The sequence below is a fragment of the Pseudomonas sp. BF-R-26 genome, from assembly GCF_019947395.1.
GTDB classification, from domain to species: domain Bacteria; phylum Pseudomonadota; class Gammaproteobacteria; order Pseudomonadales; family Pseudomonadaceae; genus Aquipseudomonas; species Aquipseudomonas farris.
In genome coordinates, this window is sequence record NZ_JAGYGK010000003.1 from 374,734 (window position 1) to 391,899 (window position 17,166).

10 protein-coding genes are annotated in these 17,166 nt (G+C 57.5%); 6 read left to right on the top strand and 4 right to left on the bottom strand.

The features are described 5' to 3' along the window. Positions 1-246 precede the first annotated feature (246 nt). The 6 genes from KGB18_RS05910 to KGB18_RS05935 all read left to right on the top strand — a co-directional run bounded on the left by KGB18_RS05910 (position 247) and on the right by KGB18_RS05935 (position 10,256). Positions 247-2,265, top strand: a complete 2,019-nt coding sequence (locus KGB18_RS05910; RefSeq protein WP_223569522.1) for a type VI secretion system tip protein VgrG — start codon at positions 247-249, stop codon at positions 2,263-2,265. Beyond that, complete coding sequence (locus KGB18_RS05915; protein ID WP_223569523.1) at positions 2,255-2,992, top strand: DUF4123 domain-containing protein; 738 nt, start codon at positions 2,255-2,257, stop codon at positions 2,990-2,992. The genes KGB18_RS05910 and KGB18_RS05915 overlap by 11 nt, the downstream gene beginning before the upstream one ends. Beyond that, on the top strand, positions 2,992-7,797 hold the full coding sequence (locus KGB18_RS05920) for an RHS repeat-associated core domain-containing protein (RefSeq protein WP_223569524.1): 4,806 nt from the start codon (positions 2,992-2,994) through the stop codon (positions 7,795-7,797). Before KGB18_RS05915 ends, KGB18_RS05920 begins: the two co-directional genes overlap by 1 nt. Beyond that, positions 7,797-8,213 (top strand): hypothetical protein, encoded by a 417-nt coding sequence (locus tag KGB18_RS05925; RefSeq protein WP_123721542.1) that lies wholly within the window; start codon positions 7,797-7,799, stop codon positions 8,211-8,213. The genes KGB18_RS05920 and KGB18_RS05925 overlap by 1 nt, the downstream gene beginning before the upstream one ends. Before the next feature lie 495 nt (positions 8,214-8,708). Then, positions 8,709-9,032: a hypothetical protein gene (locus KGB18_RS05930; protein ID WP_123721541.1), complete on the top strand. Its 324-nt coding sequence runs from the start codon at positions 8,709-8,711 to the stop codon at positions 9,030-9,032. Between the two features lie 384 nt (positions 9,033-9,416). Then, positions 9,417-10,256, top strand: a complete 840-nt coding sequence (locus KGB18_RS05935) for a 23S rRNA (adenine(2030)-N(6))-methyltransferase RlmJ (RefSeq protein ID WP_008009107.1) — start codon at positions 9,417-9,419, stop codon at positions 10,254-10,256. A gap of 141 nt (positions 10,257-10,397) precedes the next feature. Here the strand turns inward: KGB18_RS05935 and msrA are convergent, their stop codons facing one another. The 4 genes from msrA to KGB18_RS05955 all read right to left on the bottom strand — a co-directional run bounded on the left by msrA (position 10,398) and on the right by KGB18_RS05955 (position 17,124). Next, positions 10,398-11,045: a peptide-methionine (S)-S-oxide reductase MsrA gene (gene msrA, locus KGB18_RS05940; RefSeq protein WP_123721540.1), complete on the bottom strand. Its 648-nt coding sequence runs from the start codon at positions 11,043-11,045 to the stop codon at positions 10,398-10,400. Positions 11,046-11,297: 252 nt separating this feature from the next. Next, positions 11,298-13,991: a putative bifunctional diguanylate cyclase/phosphodiesterase gene (locus KGB18_RS05945; RefSeq protein ID WP_123721539.1), complete on the bottom strand. Its 2,694-nt coding sequence runs from the start codon at positions 13,989-13,991 to the stop codon at positions 11,298-11,300. 220 nt (positions 13,992-14,211) lie between these two features. After that, positions 14,212-15,606 carry an alkaline phosphatase D family protein gene (locus tag KGB18_RS05950; RefSeq protein WP_201061393.1) on the bottom strand — a complete coding sequence of 465 codons (1,395 nt, stop codon included), beginning with the start codon at positions 15,604-15,606 and terminating at the stop codon, positions 14,212-14,214. 120 nt (positions 15,607-15,726) lie between these two features. Further along, complete coding sequence (locus tag KGB18_RS05955; RefSeq protein WP_123721537.1) at positions 15,727-17,124, bottom strand: alkaline phosphatase D family protein; 1,398 nt, start codon at positions 17,122-17,124, stop codon at positions 15,727-15,729. Between the last annotated feature and the right edge of the window lie 42 nt (positions 17,125-17,166).

The window sequence follows — 17,166 nt, forward strand, 5'->3', positions numbered from 1 at the left end:
AACGGTCCGCTTCCTTTTGGAGGCGGGTCGTTTTTTTTTGCGCTTTTACGTCTGGCGCAGGGCGTGAAGCCCGCTCCCACATTTGTTCGGTGGTGCTTCTGACAGGAATGTCTGTAGTTCTATATCTCAACTTGTGAAGGAAAAATCCCTAAAAAAGTAGGGAAAATCTGATTTCCTTGTCCCTCCGTCAACACCCCTTGTCGCTCATGCAGAATCGCCCGCCTTCATTCTGCAGAGACACATCGGATGTTCGCGCCTGCCAATCAACCGCGTTTCACGTTGACCCTCGACGGCGTCCAGAATGAGCTCAAGGTACTTGAGTTCACGGGCAAGGAAGCCATCAGCCAACCCTACCGCTTTGACCTGGAACTGGTCAGCGAACGGCCCGACATTGACCTCGAAAGCCTGCTGCACCGTCAGGCGTTTCTGAGTTTCGATGCACAAGGTTCCGGTATTCACGGTCAGATTTTTCGCGTCGGCCAGGGCGATTCCGGCCAACGTCTGACGGGCTACCAAATCAGTATCGTGCCGCGTCTGGCGTACCTCGCTCGGCGCATCAATCAGCGAATCTTCCAGCACAAAAGCGTGCCGGCGATCGTTACGCAAATCCTCAAAGACCACGGCATCCAGCGCGATGCCTTCGAGTTCCGACTCGGCAGCGATTACCCCGAGCGCGAGTACTGCGTGCAATACGCCGAAAGCGATCTGGCGTTCATCCAGCGGTTGTGTGCAGAAGTCGGCATTCATTACCACTTCCAGCACAGCCCCGACGGGCATCTGTTGGTGTTCGGCGATGACCAGACGGTTTTCCCCCGGCTGCCCGAGCCGACGCTGTACCTGCCGGGCAGTGGGATGGCGGCGGATGCGCCGGCGGTCAAACGTTTCAACGTGCGGCTGGAAACCCGGACCACAGCAGTCACTCGCCGGGACTACGACTTCCAGAAACCGCGTTTGCAACTCGAAAGCCGCCTCGACAGCGAGCAGCGCCCGGTGCTCGAGGACTATCACTTTCCCGGCCAATTCACCGATCGCGAACACGGCAAACATCTGGCTCAACGGACCTTGGAGCGCCACAGTGCAGATTACCGCCAGGCCGAAGGTCGCGGCGACGAATCTGCTTTGGTCAGTGGGCATTTCCTACACCTCGCCGACCACCCGCGTCAGGCGTGGAATGACCTGTGGTTGATCACCGAAATCGAACACCGTGGTCGGCAGCCGCAGGTGCTGGAAGAGTCGGCCACCGGCGACAGCCCGGATGATTTCCAGGGCTATCGCAATACCTTTCTGGCGACGCCGTGGGACGTTTCCTTTCGCCCGCCGCTGGGGCCAGAAAAGCCGCGGATGCTCGGCTATCAACCTGCCGTGGTCACCGGCCCGACTGACAGCGAAATCCATTGCGACGAGTACGGTCGGGTCAAGGTTCAGCTCGCCTGGGACCGTGACGGCCAGCTCAACGAGCATTCCAGTTGCTGGTTGCGTGTTGCCACTGGCTGGGCGCACGACCGCTACGGCAGCGTGGTGATTCCGCGCGTCGGCATGGAGGTGCTGGTGGGGTTCGTCGACGCCGACGCCGATAAACCGCTGGTCATGGGTTGCCTGCCCAGCGCGGCGACCCCGGTGCCGCTCGATCTACCGACGGACAAGACCCGCAGCATTTTCCGCAGCCAAAGTAGTCCCGGTGGCGGCGGTTACAACGAATTGCGCATCGAGGATCGCAAAGGCGCAGAGGAAATCTACCTGCGCGCCCAGCGGAACTGGACTCAGCATGTACTGAACGATCAACAGGTGCAGGTCGACAACCAGCGCAGCATCGTCGTCACCGGCAGCGCCCGCCATGAACTGAAGGCCGACGAAAAACGCATCACCCACGGTCAGCGCCAGACCGAAGTGCGGCTGGACGATCACCTGGTGGTGGTCGGCGACCGGCACATTCGCGTGACCAGTCAGGCCCTCAACGCCAGTCAGCAATTCCACGTCAGCGCCGGCCAGCAAGTGGTCATCGACGGCGGCGCCAGCGCGACCATTCAAGCGGGCGGGCAGTGGATCAACATCGGCCCTGGCGGGATTTTCAGCAGCGTGCCGATCCAGGTCGGTGGCGCACCGATGGCGGCCATGGCTGCGGCGCCGAGCCTGCCGGATGTTCCGTTGAAACTCGCCGCCGCCCCGGCGGCGCTGCTCAGTGCCGCACAAATACTCAGCCTGCAAAGCGACGCGCCATTCTGCGAGGAATGCGAGCGCTGCAAGGACGGTGTTTGTGCCGCCTGATGCCTTGTCACCTCAGGCCTGGCTGGAGCGCCAGCCGCTGAAACCGTCAGAGCAACTGTTCGCGATTTTCAGCAGTGCCAGTGCTGCTGAACCCTTTAAAACTTGGCAACGCTCAATCACCGCTCTAGCGCCGAGCCCTATCTGGGCTGACACCGCGTATGCCGAGTGGGAAGCGGTGATGCCCTATGTCGGAATCGTCGCTGCTGGTAGTGAGTTTATGGCGTGGGTTGCTACGACCGAGTCCCGCGATTGGGGGTGGTTGGCGGTTTCTTCTGCTTCTCAAGAAGCGCTGGTCGAGCATTTGCGCAGCCTCACTCAAGCTCTTTTGCCAAACGGCAACGTGGTGTTTTTCCGTTTTTGGGATGGGCGTTATTTGCTGTCGATTCTTCAGTCTGCTGACGTTAACGCCACACAGTTAATGCCTGTCATCGACCGTTGTTTGATCAATGGGCAACCGCTCGATATCGGTGGCAGTGCATTGAAAACCGCTAGGGATTTTCCGTGGTGGGAAGTTTCTGAATCGCTGCTCAAACACCTCGCCGCCGAGTCCGCCACAACCCGCATCAACAACTTGATGAAGTGGTTGAGTGAGGACCGCCCAGACCTTTATGAAGCGTTTTCCGAACGTGTGTTGCGGCACAAAGTCGCGAGCTTTCTTGAGATGCCAGACCTGCCTCAAGCCCCGAAATCAGCTTTGGTGGATTATCTGATGACGGAGCTGAACTGATGGATCAGATCGTACGGATCGAGCAGGAGCTCGACGGTTTTAAAGACACCTTGAGTTTGTATCGCCAGCAACTTGGCAGCTTCTTGAACCGGAATGCGGACAGGGTCAGCCGGGCTACGGATATGCCATCGCTGATGGACATGGAGCGGAAGATCAAGCTGGGCAATACCAGCAAGTCTGTAAGTAGTCGCGATGACGATTTTTATTCCAGCGTTGCGCAGTGTCCGGACAGCGGAATTCTGGAGATCGAGAGCAAGTTCGAATCGGTTTATGACATTCCGTTGGGGAATATTCAGATCGATGTGATTGCAATGGATGGCGGTAAGTCGACGTCTGTGACGCTCGATGAAAACGGTAAAGGACAGTTCGAAGGCTTACCCGGCAAGTTCTATCGCGTTCATGTTCAAAGTGAAGTTACCCCGACTCAAATCAATGATCTTTTCTCCTCATACGACGGCCTGACCACAGAGCTGGAGGGCTGGCTACGCAAGGAGTGGGAGGGGTTCAAACCGCAATGGTCGCAGTCGACTTTTGTGGCCGCTGGTAACGGAATGCTGGCGGGAAGTTGGGCAGCAGTCATGGGTGTTTGGGATGGCCTGAGCCTTGTCTTTGACATCCTTAAGAATCCTGCCGCTCACCTTGAACAACTTGGCAGCAGTGCACAGCAACTCATCGATCTGGCGAAGCAATCACCAGCAACGATGGAAAAAGCCATGCTGCTGGCAAGCGATGAAGCGGCGCTTTGTCTGCTGTTTCGTGCCGCGAGTCTTTGGCTTTCGGCGTTACCGCCTAGCGAAATGGCTGGTAACTCGGCAGAGGTAGCCAGCCATGTCATTGTCTCGGTACTGATCGATATTCTGATTGCTTTGGCGCTGGCCTGGACGGGTGTAGGTATACCCGTCGCCAAAGCCTATCTCACATTTCGCGGGATTAAGTACGGGGCGTTGCTGGCTGGTCTTGCGATGCGTTTCGTCGATGCGACATTCAGCATCCTCACCACCTTCATGAAGTACGTCGACCAGTACAAAGCAGTCGCTGCACGCGGTGTTGCAGCGGGTCTGAAAAAAGGTCGGATGCAACTGCGCTGGGATGCCAAACGCAACACCACGCTCAAGCAAAACGAACACCACGACGACGCGTCGAAACAGGCGACAAACCCCAACGGCGACAGCGCCACATGCGCACCGTCGACCTGCAAAAATGGCTGCCCGGTATCGATGGTTACCGGCGAAGAACTGCTGACCCTCACCGACGGTTCCCTGGACGGAATCCTACCGTTCGACTTCACCCGGCTCTATCGCACCAGCGCTGCCGAGATCGACTGCGGCCTCGGCTTTGGCTGGAGTCATTCGCTCGCCCATCGGTTGGAGATGGAGGGCGATCAGGTCATCTGGATCGACCACGAAAACCGCCGCACCACGTTCCCGCTGCCGAACCACGAGCGCCCGGCGATCCACAACAGCCTGTCGCGCGCGGCGATTTATCTCGGCGCTGACCCCGAGGAACTGATCCTCGCCCAGGCCGGCGACGACGCGCGTTTTTACCACTTTCATAACGGCCGGCTAACCACGATCAGCGACGTCTATGACAACCGCTTGCGCATCATCCGCGACCGTCAGGAGCGCATCCAACGCCTCGATAACGGCGCCGGTCGTGCCTTGCTGTTGCGCTATGACCGCGCTCATCTGATCGCCGTCGACTACCAGGTGTTTGTCCCGGCGCAGACCCTCGCCGAGGCCTGGCACACCGAACAGACGTTGGTCAGTTACCACTACGACGAGCGCGATCTACTGATTGAAGCGAGCAACGCCGCCGGCGAGAGCGAGCGTTACGACTACGACGACCGGCACGTCATTCTGCAGCGGCAGCTGGCCGGTGGCGCGAGTTTTTTCTGGGAGTGGGAGCGGTCTGGCAAGGCGGCACGCTGCATCCGGCATTGGGCGTCGTTTTCGCAGATGGATGCGCGGTATGTCTGGGACGATCAGGGCAGCGTTACGGTCCTGAACATCGATGGCAGCGAAGAGGTTTATGTCCACGATGACCGGGCGCGGCTGGTGCGCAAGGTCGAGCTGGACGGTGGCGAACACCTCAAGGCCTATGACGACCAGGGTCGACTGATTGCAGAGCAGGATCCGCTCGGGGCCGTCACCGAATACCGTTACGACGAAGTCGGACGGTTAGTGGCGCTGATTCCGCCGGAAGACGAGCCGACGGCCTACGAATACCGCAACGGTTTCCTGCATGCGCGCTATCGCGGCAAAGCGGTGTGGAAATACCAACGCAATGCTCAGGGCGATGTCACCGAGGCGACCGATCCGGACGGCCAGGTCACTCATTATCACTACGACCCTCAGGGGCGGTTGCTGTCGATCCGCTACCCGGACACCAGTCGCCATGTGTTCGTCTGGAATGCCTTGGGGCAGTTGCTCGAAGAGACCTTGCCGGACGGTGGGCAGCGACGGTTTTCCTACGACGCATTGGGGCGGCAGATTACCCGTCAGGACGAACACGGTGCGCTCACCCAGTACCAATGGGACGCCGTTGGCCGACTGATCCAGACGACATTGCCGACGGGTGCCAGCCGCGCCTTCTCCTACAACGCCTACGGCAAGATCACTGCCGAACGCGACGAGCTGGGCCGCGTCACCCGTTACGAATACGCCGACGATCTGCACCTGGTCAGCCGCCGGATCAACCCCGACGGCACCCACCTCCAGTACCGCTACGACAACGCGCAGCTGCTGCTGACGGAAATCGAAAACGAATCCGGCGAAACATATCGGCTGGATTACACGCCCAATGGATTGATCCGACAGGAAACCGGATTCGACGGCCGCCGTACCGCGTACGTCTATGACCTCAATGGCCACCTGCTGGAGAAAACCGAGTTCGGCGCTGACGGTTCGCAGCTGATCACCGCTTACGAGCGGGATTCGGCAGGGCGCCTGCTAGTCAAAACTCTGCCCGACGGCCTGAAGGTCGAATACCGCTACGACAGCCTCGGCCGACTGATCGGTGTCGACGACGGCCACGACCATCCGCTGGAATTCGAGTACGACCAACAGGACCGCCTGATCACCGAGCATCAGGGCTGGGGCACGCTGCGCTATGGCTACGACGCCTGCGGCCAACTCAATCGCCTGCGCCTGCCCGACGGCAGCAAACTCGATTACCACCACGCCAAGGGCGGCGCACTGACCGCCATCGACCTCAACGGCGCGCGGCTCACCAGCCACCAATTTACCTTCGGTCGCGAACAACAACACCAGCAAGGCCAGCTGCTCAGCGACTATGCCTACGACGATCAGGGGCGTCTGAAAGCCCACGCCATCAGCCAACAGCAACAACCGATCTATCGTCGCGACTATGCCTACAGCGCCAACGGCAATCTCGACCATATCGCCGACACCCGCCACGGCCAACGCAACTACACCTACGACTCGCTAAACCGCCTGACCCGCGTGCGCCACACCCGCGACGACCCACCGGAAACCTTCGCCCACGACCCCGCCGGCAACCTGCTGATGCAGGACCGCCCCGGCGTCGCAAAAGTGGTGGGCAATCGCCTGCTCATGCAAAGCGACCGCCACTACGATTACGACGCCTTCGGCAACCTCATCCGCGAACGCCGCGGTACCGCGAAAAAACTCGTCACCGACTACCGCTACGACTGCCAACACCGCCTGGTCGGCGTCACCACCCCAGACGGTCGCACCGCCAGCTACCGCTACGACGCCTTCGGCCGCCGCATCGCCAAAACCGTCGACGGCAAAACCACCGAGTTCTTCTGGCAAGGCGACAACCTCGTCGCTGAAAGTAGCCGCGAGCAGTACCGCAGTTATGTCTACGAACTTGGCACCTTCCGTCCGCTGGCCATGCTCGACGGCAAAGGCCCACGAAAAGCCTGCCCGTTCTACTACCAACTCGATCACCTCGGAACGCCGCAGGAACTGACCGATTTTGGCGGCGAGATCGTCTGTTCAGCGAAGTACAACGCATACGGCAAAGTCACGCATTTGGTGTTCGGCGGGGGCGAGCAGCTTGAGCAACCGCTACGGTTTCAGGGGCAATACTTCGATGCCGAGAGCGGCCTGCACTACAACCGGCATCGCTACTATGATCCGGAGGTCGGACGGTACCTGACGCCGGACCCGATCAAGTTGGCGGGTGGGCTGAATCAGTACCAGTACACGCCGAATCCGACGGGGTGGGTTGACCCGTTGGGGTTGAGCGGGAATTGTCCGCCGCCGAATAAGCCTGGGTGTTCTGCGCCGGATGGTGTTGCTGGTGTCAGGGTGGATGAGGGCGACCCACCGCTGCCGAAGTTGACGACTGAACAGCGGCGCGCGCGGATAAATGAGTTGGCTGAGGCGAATGCCAAGGGGCGGGTCATGGCGATGGAGGATAAATACGATATGCACACTGTTAAAAAGCACAGTTCAGAAATACCTGATGCTGCGCTCAAGCAGAGGGCTATAAATGGAGCGCATCCTAAAACGGGAAGAGTTCCAGTACCTCCAAGAGGAAATTTAAGCTCCCAGTTCGCAAACTGGAGGGTTCATTTTAATGCGTTGAACAAAGCTATGACGAGGGAAAGGCTAGGGCTGGCCCCATATACAGGTTGGGATCACAATAATGACCCAATTGTAAGGATGGAGTTGCCTGGGGCGGGTCGCGGTTATCGGCCTAATAAACAAGACAAACAAAATCCCACGCTGAATGATGATTTGAATTGGTTCGAGGTTAAGTTCGATCAGGATAAGGTGGCTTGGCCGTATACGGGTTTTCCCTCGGAGAGAAAGTAATGTTGAAAGATCCTTTTATGAATGAAGATTTTGAACCGAACCTGATGTGGTTTATTGGGGTATTTAATGTCTATGACCGTGAGGAGACTCGTGGGGAAGAACTCGTAGCCTTTGATCCTGATAACCAGGTTGATAGAGATATTCTGATTATTAGGTATAGTTTGCAATTAGGGTGCTTGTCTTATCGGCATAAGTTTTTGTTGCTTGAGTTTTTGGCCGAAAAGCTAAGAGATTGCAACTATGACTTTCAAATTTTGTTCAATATAGACGATATATATGACTCAAGTTGGCCGCGAGCTGAATGGTATGCGCTGAAAGACCCACGTGGTTTTTTTGAAGATATATATAGATTGGCAAGCGAAGAGTGGAAAGACGATCTTCAGAAGGCCAGCCTTGAAGATCAATCAACTTGGTAAGGTCTGTTATCTCTGAGGTAGATAGATTTCATGACCGCTTCGCGCTCAATCGCGGGCAAGCCTCGCTCCTACAGGATTGAAGTCGTTCCCATTTTTGGCGATCTACCTCGATTCTGTAGGAGCGAGGCTTGCCCGCGATTGCGGTCTCAAAGACAGCGAAATTTCTGGGCAAGGTCGTCGGAAGTTTCCTTCAAAACGTATCGGTTTCCATGAACTGGTGCGAAGTGAGATCCATGGATAGTCTTTGGCTGTCGCTGCAAATGCAGTGGCAGGGTGTAGGAACCCTTGGAAATTCACCGCGCATCAGCGCTGTCGTTTGATTGCGGCACTTAATTCGTGTCCGTAAGATCGTTCGCGGCGGCTGTGCGCGGGGCACGCTTCGGCGTGGCTGAGTTTGGTGGATTCCTCAGTTTCCTACTCCCGCGTACGGCTGCCACCCAAGCCCGTAGGAAAGGCCGTTGGTAGCTTAAATTTATCCGCCAAAGGTCTCAAAAAATGAAAACACTGACCCCTGATCCTCCCTACGAAAAAATAATCCCTCATCCCGAAAACCGCTTCATGGCATTGACCGGCAACTGCACCGACATGCCCACGCTGTTCGTCGATACCCACGCGCCGCTCGATGTTTTATACGACGCTGCCAACTATCGAATTCGCGCCGTCACGCAGGTGCTTGAGAACATGTCGATGCGCGGTTCGGTTGAGTGTGAATCGTTCATTCTTAGTGATTTTGCGTTGTTGTGTGCCATTCCGTTGCGGGATGGGTGTGATGTGCTGGATGTGATTGGGTGGCGGTTGCGGGCTCGGCCTTCGGACTAGCGCCGAGCAGCTTTTGTGGCGAGGGAGCTTGCTCCCGCTGGGCTGCGCAGCGGCCCCAAAATCAGCAATCCGGTTTTTTTAGGCAGACCGCGGTGTTTGGTTTGGCGACTGCTGCGCAGTCGAACGGGGGCGAGCCCCCTCGCCACGGGGTTTTGTGGTTGACCGGGATATTGTGGGGCTGCTGCGCAGCCCAGCGGGAGCAAGCTCCCTCGCCACAAGGGCAAAGATCAAAAGATCGCAGCCTTCGGCAGCTCCTACAGGGGGTTGTGATCATCCCCTTGCTCTTGCGTTGGGGTGATTGCCGGGCAGATTGTCCGCTCAGCCGCGAACCCCTGACGTTCTGCGCCGTACAAGGTAAACTTCCCGGCCTTCGCAGGAGCAATCATGAATTATCGTCACGCCTTCCATGCCGGCAATCACGCCGATGTGTTCAAACACCTGACTTTGACCCGCCTCATCGCCTTGATGTCGCGCAAGGAGCAGCCGTTTGCCTATCTCGACACTCACGCCGGTATTGGTCTGTATGACCTGCAGGGCGATCAGGCCAGTCGTACCGGTGAGTACCTGGAAGGGATCGCGCGGTTGTGGGATCAGCCGGATTTGCCGGCGCTGACTGCTGATTACATGAAGGTGCTGCACGACATGAACCCGGATGGCCAGTTGCGCTATTACCCGGGGTCGCCGGAGTTGGCGCGGCGTCTGACGCGGCCGCAGGATCGGCTGATGCTCAACGAGAAGCACCCCGAAGACGGCTTGCTGCTCAAGGACAACATGGCCGGTGATCGTCGGGTGAAGGTTCACTTGGGCGAGGGCTGGCATGTGCCGCGTGCGATGTTGCCGGTGCAGGAGAAGCGGGCGGTGATGCTGATTGATCCGCCGTTCGAGCAGCTTGATGAGATGCAGCGTTGTGCGGCGTCGTTGAAAGAAGCGATTGGCCGGATGCGTCAGACAGTGGCGGCGATCTGGTACCCGGTGAAGGACCAGCGCATGTTGCGTCGTTTTTATCAGGATCTGGCCGGCACGGGCGCGCCGAAGTTGTTGCGGGTGGAGTTGCTGGTGCATCCGTTGGATACGCCCAATAGCCTGAATGGCTCGGGGTTGGCGATTGCTAATCCGCCGTGGGGGCTTGAAGAGGAATTGCGTGAGTTGCTGCCGTGGTTGTCCAAGAAACTTGGGCAGACCCAGGGTGGGTGGCAGATGGATTGGTTGATTGCCGAGAGTTGATACATTGCATTAGTGGTGTCTGATCCGACGCCATCGCGGGCAAGCCCGCTCCCACAGGGTGTTATGTCGATCACAACATAGTGGTCAGACACATCACCTTGTGGGAGCGGGCTTGCCCGCGATGCTTTCAGGGCCCGAAAATCAGATCGGGCAAGTCACGCCTGTACCGCCAATCCCGCAATACCCTTCAGGGTTCTTGGCCAGGTACTGCTGGTGATACGCTTCGGCGAAGTAGAACGTCGGGGCTTCTTCGATTTCGGTGGTGATGGTGCCTTTGCCAGCCTTGGTCAACTCGGCCTGGAATACCTGCTCGCTGTGCTTGGCCGCAGCCAGTTGCGCCGGGTTGGTGGCGTAGATCACCGAGCGGTACTGGGTGCCGATGTCATTGCCCTGGCGCATGCCCTGGGTCGGGTTGTGCAGTTCCCAGAACATTTTCAGCAGCTGTTCGTAGCTGACTTTTGCCGGCTCGTAGACCACCAGTACCACTTCGCTGTGACCGGTCAGGCCCGAGCAGACTTCTTCATATGTCGGGTTCGGGGTAAAGCCGCCGGCGTAACCCACCGCCGTACTGACCACGCCTTCGCGCTGCCAGAACTTGCGCTCCGCGCCCCAGAAGCAGCCGAGGCCGAAGATCGCGAAATCCACGTCGGTGACGAACGGGCCCAGCAGCGGGGCGTCGTGGACGAAGTGTTTTTCCGGCACGGTCATTGGGGTTTCGCGGCCAGGCAGAGCTTGTTCTTTAGTCGGGAGCACGTTTTTGTTCACCAGGATTTCCGAGCGCAGAACCATGATCAGTCCTCTCAGTCAGGTTGAGATGTAAATAAACAGACTGCCAGTGTGCCTAATGCCGGTCAGTTACGCACTACCCCTGTGGGAGTGGGGCCTGTGGCGAGGGGGCTTGTCGGAACGCCGCATCGCCCCGTTTGAGTGCGTAGCACTCACAAGATTTTTGAACATCAGAGATTTTGGGGCTGCTTTGCAGCCCAACGGGGGCAAGCCCCCTCGCCACACAGGCTCGCTCCCACAGGGATTGCGGTGTGCTCAGGCGATTGGGCCGCGCGGGTAGCGTTTGAGCTTTTCGATCAGCTCGGAACCCGGGATCGGTCGGTCGAACAGGTAGCCCTGGCCGACGTCGCAGCGGTGGCGGCGCAGGAAGGCCAACTGCTCGGCCGTCTCGATGCCTTCAGCCACAACCTTGAGTTTCAGGTTGTGGGCCATGGCGATCACCGCGGAGGTGATTTCCATGTCGTCCTGGTTGTCGGGGATTTCGTGGATGAAGCTTCGATCGATCTTGATGATGTCGATCGGGAATTTTTTCAAGTAACTGAGCGACGAGTAACCGGTGCCGAAGTCGTCCATGGCCAGGGTCAGGCCCAGACGCTTGAGCTGGTCGAGCTGCAAGTGGGTGTCTTCGGTGGCTTCCAGCAGCAGGCCTTCGGTCAGTTCCAGCTCCAGCAGGTTCGCCGGCAGCTCTTCTTCCTTGAGGATGTTGGCGATGGACGCCACCAGGTCCGGGTCGGAGAACTGTTTGGGGGACAGGTTGATCGCCACTTGCAGATCGCCGAGGCCGGCGGCGGTCAGTTCTTTGCTCATGCGGCAGGCCTGGCGGGCGATCCATTTGCCGATCGGGATGATCAGCCCGGTTTCTTCGGCGACGCTGATGAATTGGTCCGGGCGGATCATGCCTTTTTCCGGATGGTTCCAGCGCAGCAGCGCTTCCATGCCCAGCAGGCGACCGCTGCGCAGGCACAGCTTGGGCTGGTAGAACACATCCAGCTCGTTCTGGGTCAGGGCGCGGCGCAGGTTGTTCTCGACGAACAGTTTGTAGCTGGCCTCGGCATTCAGCGCTTCGGTGAACACCTGCACTTGGTGTTTGCCATTGGCCTTGGCCTTGTGCAGCGCCAGGCCGGCGTTACGCATCAGCGTTTGTGGGTCGCGGCCATGCAGCGGCGCGCAGGCCAGGCCCACGGAGCCGGTGACGCTGATCAACTGGTTGTCGACGAACATCGGTTTGTCGAGGGTCGCCAGCAATTGGTTGGCGACCTGCTGGCCAGTCGAGAGGTCAGTGTCGTCCAGCAGCACCGCGAACTCGTTACTGGCGAAGCGCGCCAGACTGCCGCTCGGGCTCAGGCTGTTGCGCAAGCGTCGCGCCAGGCTGATCAGGAGCTTGTCGCCGGTCTGGTGGCCGAGGCTGTCGTTGATGCGTTTGAAGTTGTCGATGTCCACCAGCAGCAGGCTGATCGGCGTGTCGCTGTCTCGGGCGAAGCGTTCATCAAGGTTGCGGATGAACGCCGGGCGGTTGCCGAGGTTGGTCAGATTGTCGGTGTAGGCCAGGCGCTCGATGCGCTGCTGGGCGAGCTTGGTCTGGGTGATGTCTTCGTAGATGCCGATGTAGTGCGTCAGCTCTCGGTTGTCGCCATAGACCTTGGAAATCGACAACTGGCCCCAGTAGGGTTCGAGGTTTTTGCGCCGGCTCTTGAACTCGCCCTGCCAGCTGTTGCTCTTGGCCAGCGCCGACGGTGCGTCGAACAGCAGTTCGCTGAGGTTCTCCAACGCAGGCAGTTCCGATAGCCGCTGGCCGTGGACTTCCTCGGTGGTGTACTGGGTGATCGCCGTGAAACTTGGGTTGACGTACTCCACCACGCCATCGCAATTGACCAGCAGAAAGGCGTTGGCGCTTTGCTCCACCGCACGCTGGAACAGGTGCAGGGCGCTGGTGGCGGTGCGGCGGTTGTGGTTGTTGATGACTTGGGCGAACTGATCCGCCAGCTCGCCGGCAAAGGCGATTTCGTCCGACTGCCAGGCGCGGGTCGCACCGATCTGTTCCAGGCAGAGCACGCCGACCACTTGGCCATCGACGCGGATGCTGGCGTCGAGCATGGCGTTGACGTCGCGCGGGCGCAGGCTCTCGGCTATTTCCCGGGTACGCGGGTCGCGCATGGCGTTGTGGGCATCGATAGCGCGCCCGGTGTGCAAGGCGTCGAGGTAATCGGGGAAACCACTGACATCGATCGGCTCCGGCAGTCGGTGACCCCGGGTAACGCGGTGATAGGCGGAGATCGGCGTCAGTAGCGAGCCGTCGAGGTTCCACAGGCTGGCGCAGTCGACTTCATAGATGTCGCAGGCACTGCGGGTGATCAGCTCGGCGGCTTCTTGCAGGGAATTGTTGGTGCTGTAGCGCTGGCGGGTCAGCAGCAGAATCAGATCTTGCTGGGCGCGCACCCGGTCCAGGTGCTGCAGTTGTTCCTGCTGGGCGCGCTGATTGAGTTCCAGGGCAATTTGCAGGCGTGAGTTCTGGGTTTCCAGATCCAGCGCCGGCGTTAGCGGTTCGCCGTCGAACAGACCGTCCACCACCATAAGGTAGCCGCGCAGCAGGTGTCGATTGTGTTGTTTGTAAGCTTCGCCCAATTCCAGCAGGCTCAGTACGCCTGCGGCAGTGTGCAAGGTGTAGCGGATCAGGTAATGCGGGCTATCGGCGAGTTGCTGCTGGATCGTGTCGTGCAGTTGATAGCGCGCTTCCGGCTCCATCAGGCTGGCATAGGGCGAGCCGACCAGGGCACAGAGCTCCACTGCCGGCAGGCCAAACTGTCGTTCGCAATTGGGGTCGAGAAACAGCAGCGCCCAGCTCGGTTCATTCAGCCGTTCGAAACGCAGCATGCCGAGCCGCGAGGGCACAGGCAACTGCGTCACTACCTCGGCCACCATACGGCTGGCGGCATCGGGTTGGCTCTTCATATGGAGGGAAACTCGCTTCGAATATGCTGATCGCGCCGGGCTCTCGCCCTCTTTACTGTTGTCTGCGGCAAGGTTGCATCATTGCGACACCGACTGACAAGAGACATGAAGGCCAAGTGCTATAAGAATATGTCGGCAGAGAGGACGATTTCTGCAGGCCGCCGTATGGTTTTATAGTTCCGCCGGTGAAAAGTCAGCTCCGCCGGCGGATTGGACGGGGTTAGCGCAGGGCAATGTTGACCGTTTCCAGGAGCGTGCCTCTCTTGTTGTGGAAGCTCACCGAAACGATATCGCCTTCGACAGTGACGCGTGAAAAATTATCAGTACTGATTACTTTTGCGCAGGTAAGGGTGTGCGCATAGGTCGCCCCGTTGACTGTGCTCAGCACCTGATCGAGCATAAATGCGTCTGCGGTCGGGGGGCCGAACAAGGGAATACAGTTCAATGGCGAGCAGACGATGGTGTGGACAACGAAGTCTTTGTCCTCCGAGTGCGTGAGCTTGCTTGTCATCGAGGCATGAACGTCTCCGGCAATAAAAAATACATTTTTGACTTTGTTCAAGCGGATGCTTTCAAGAATTCGATTGCGTTGCTCGGCAAAGGATTTCCACGAGTCTTCTCCGTCCTCCTTCAAGTCCGGGTAAAACATGACGCTGGTAACGACGAATTTCACTTTGGCGGTACTGCAGGCTAACCAGTCGAGCAATGCCTTTTCTTGTTCAATATCGAGTATCCGTCGATCCTCGGACGAGAGGTTTCGTTGCGTGCGAGTATCCAGAACAAACCATTCGACGCTGCCATGTGAAAATTGGTACCAGTAATGAGTCGGTCGATTGCTCAGTGATCCATCGGGTAAAAGTGAGTGAGCGGGACCGTGGCTGGACTGGTAGATCTCATAGGCACGTATTGCGTTGTTAAATAAGTCTGTGTCTTCATCAGATTTGTTGGCAGGCCAGTTATCCTCTATTTCGTGATCATCCAGGATCATGTAGGTGGGTGTCTTTGCCATGAGTTTTCGAATGTTCTTTTCAGAAAATGCCGCTCTATATTTAAGAAGAAAATCATTCAGTGACGTGTCTTGGCCTAACGCGTTCATATCGTCGGCATAGATTTGGTCGCCTACCATGACAAGCGCGTCGGTTTTGATTTTTTGTCTAGCCATTGCCCTGAAAATAGACGAGCTTTGCCCTGCGCTGATGGGGATTCCAGCGGTAATGTTTAAATATCTGCATGAGCCGATGAGGTAGCTGCGCTTCAAGTTGCTTGTGTCGCTCTGTGTTCGGAATTTGAATTTTTTTTGGGGCCAAATGAATGATTCTGTAGCGTCTGGATCCGCCAGGAACTCATTGCTTGCATTGCACCAGCCAATCTGGAACGTATAGTTCTTGTTTGAGCTAAGCCCTGATAACTGGATGACCACAGTGTTGTCATTCTCTCTTTGTATCGTTTTCGTGTGTACTTTCCACAGTGTGTTCCTGGAGTCTCGATAGCGAACTGCAGCTATCCTGACGCTGTTGTCTTTTTTGAGTTGATCTCCGCCACGCAGAAAGATTCTCGCTGTTGTCGTCGTTATGTGCCCGAGAATAGGGCCTACGGTAGTATTTTGTAGTTGCACGGTGTTCTCCATTTATAACCTGATTTCCGTAGGCAAATTAGGGGAAGCACAGCGAGGCTGTGCGATAGATATTTATCGTTGTTGTACTCAATTGTTTTTCTGGATGTTTACTTTCCAGTGTCAGCGCAATGAAATTTCAGTGGTTTGCAGCGCTTTGCCATCCTTGGTGTGATAGCTGATTCGAATCTTTTCCAAATCGACAACCACATGGGCAAAGTTGTCTTCACTGATCACCTGACTGGTCAGTTCGTGTCGATAGTTGCCGGCGGTCGTCAGGGCCAGCGGTTGGTCGAGGATGAACGTGGAAGCCTTGGCATACGGCAGCAGTTTGCTGTTGCACAGGGGTGAGGAGACAATGGTGTGCACCTCGAAGTCCGGGTCTTCGCTATGGGTCAGGCGGCTGGTCAAGGAGCCGTGGACATCGCCAGAAATGAACAAGACGTTCTTGATGCCGTGCGTACGAATCGTCTCCAGCAGCCGTAGTCGTTGTTCCGGGAAAGCTTTCCAGGCGTCATCGCCGTTAAGTTTTCGGTCGGGGTAGAACATGACGCTGGTGACCACGAATTTGACCCGGGCCGTGCTGTTGATCAGCCATTTGAGCAGCGCCTGCTCCTGCTCTTCATCAAGGATGCGCCGGTCGCTGGCCGACAGATTGCGTCGGGTTCGGCTATCGGTAATAAACCATTCGATATCGCCCTCGGTGAATTGATACCAATAGTGCGGCAACAGCGCTCTGTTGACTTGCCCGCTGGCAAGCAGTTCATGTACGGGGCTGTGGCTGACTTGATAGAGCTCATACGCGGCCATGGCGTTTCGGTATAAGTGAACATCGCTCTTACTTGCATTGGCGGGCCAGTTGTCTTCAATTTCATGGTCATCGAGGATCATGTAAGTCGGCACGCCGGACATTAACGTCGAGATATGCGGCTGAGAAAAAGCCGTGCGGTATTTGCTGAGGATGTCTTTGTATTCCCGGTCGGGGGCCACGAGGTTCAGATCATCGACGTAGATTTGGTCGCCAGTCATCAGCATGGCGCTGATAGGCGGCTCGGCGCGTTCCGCCAGGTTTTTGATCGAGGCAAAGATCCGATCGCCCAAATGCGGTGCCGAGGCAATGCCGGCGGTCATTCGCAGGTAACGACATGAGCCTACGATATAGGCCCGTGGCGTGGTGGTTTTGCTGGACTGTGTGCGAAAGCGGTAGATCTCCCGCGGCCATTGCAGCGGCAGCTCCTGGATCGTCTCCACGGTATGCACCGGGCTCATGGGGCTGAACCATCCCGCCTGATATTCATAGTCGGTATCAATGGCGAGATCGGTGAGTGCAATCACATCGGACATGTCGCGCAAGATGGTCAGTTCTGTAAATACGCCTTTGGACCAGTGTTCTTCACCGGCGCGTCGATAACGGATGCCTGCAAATACCAAGGCATTATTTTGTAATTCACCGCGCAAGAAAATGCGGGCATGGTTAGTTGTGGTGTGGCCAATAATCGGGCCGACAGTCGGTTTGAACATGTTCGAATCCATTCGAAGTAATGCTAACTAAGCAGATTAAGT

What these genes read in the sequence shown, in the direction of transcription:
- msrA (WP_123721540.1), bottom strand. Translation starts at nt 11,045, where the DNA reads ATGGTTCTGCGCTCGGAAATCCTGGTGAACAAAAACGTGCTCCCGACT.
- KGB18_RS05955 (WP_123721537.1), bottom strand. Translation starts at nt 17,124, where the DNA reads ATGTTCAAACCGACTGTCGGCCCGATTATTGGCCACACCACAACTAAC.
- KGB18_RS05945 (WP_123721539.1), bottom strand. Translation starts at nt 13,991, where the DNA reads ATGAAGAGCCAACCCGATGCCGCCAGCCGTATGGTGGCCGAGGTAGTG.
- KGB18_RS05920 (WP_223569524.1), top strand. Translation starts at nt 2,992, where the DNA reads ATGGATCAGATCGTACGGATCGAGCAGGAGCTCGACGGTTTTAAAGAC.
- KGB18_RS05930 (WP_123721541.1), top strand. Translation starts at nt 8,709, where the DNA reads ATGAAAACACTGACCCCTGATCCTCCCTACGAAAAAATAATCCCTCAT.
- KGB18_RS05925 (WP_123721542.1), top strand. Translation starts at nt 7,797, where the DNA reads ATGTTGAAAGATCCTTTTATGAATGAAGATTTTGAACCGAACCTGATG.
- KGB18_RS05935 (WP_008009107.1), top strand. Translation starts at nt 9,417, where the DNA reads ATGAATTATCGTCACGCCTTCCATGCCGGCAATCACGCCGATGTGTTC.
- KGB18_RS05910 (WP_223569522.1), top strand. Translation starts at nt 247, where the DNA reads ATGTTCGCGCCTGCCAATCAACCGCGTTTCACGTTGACCCTCGACGGC.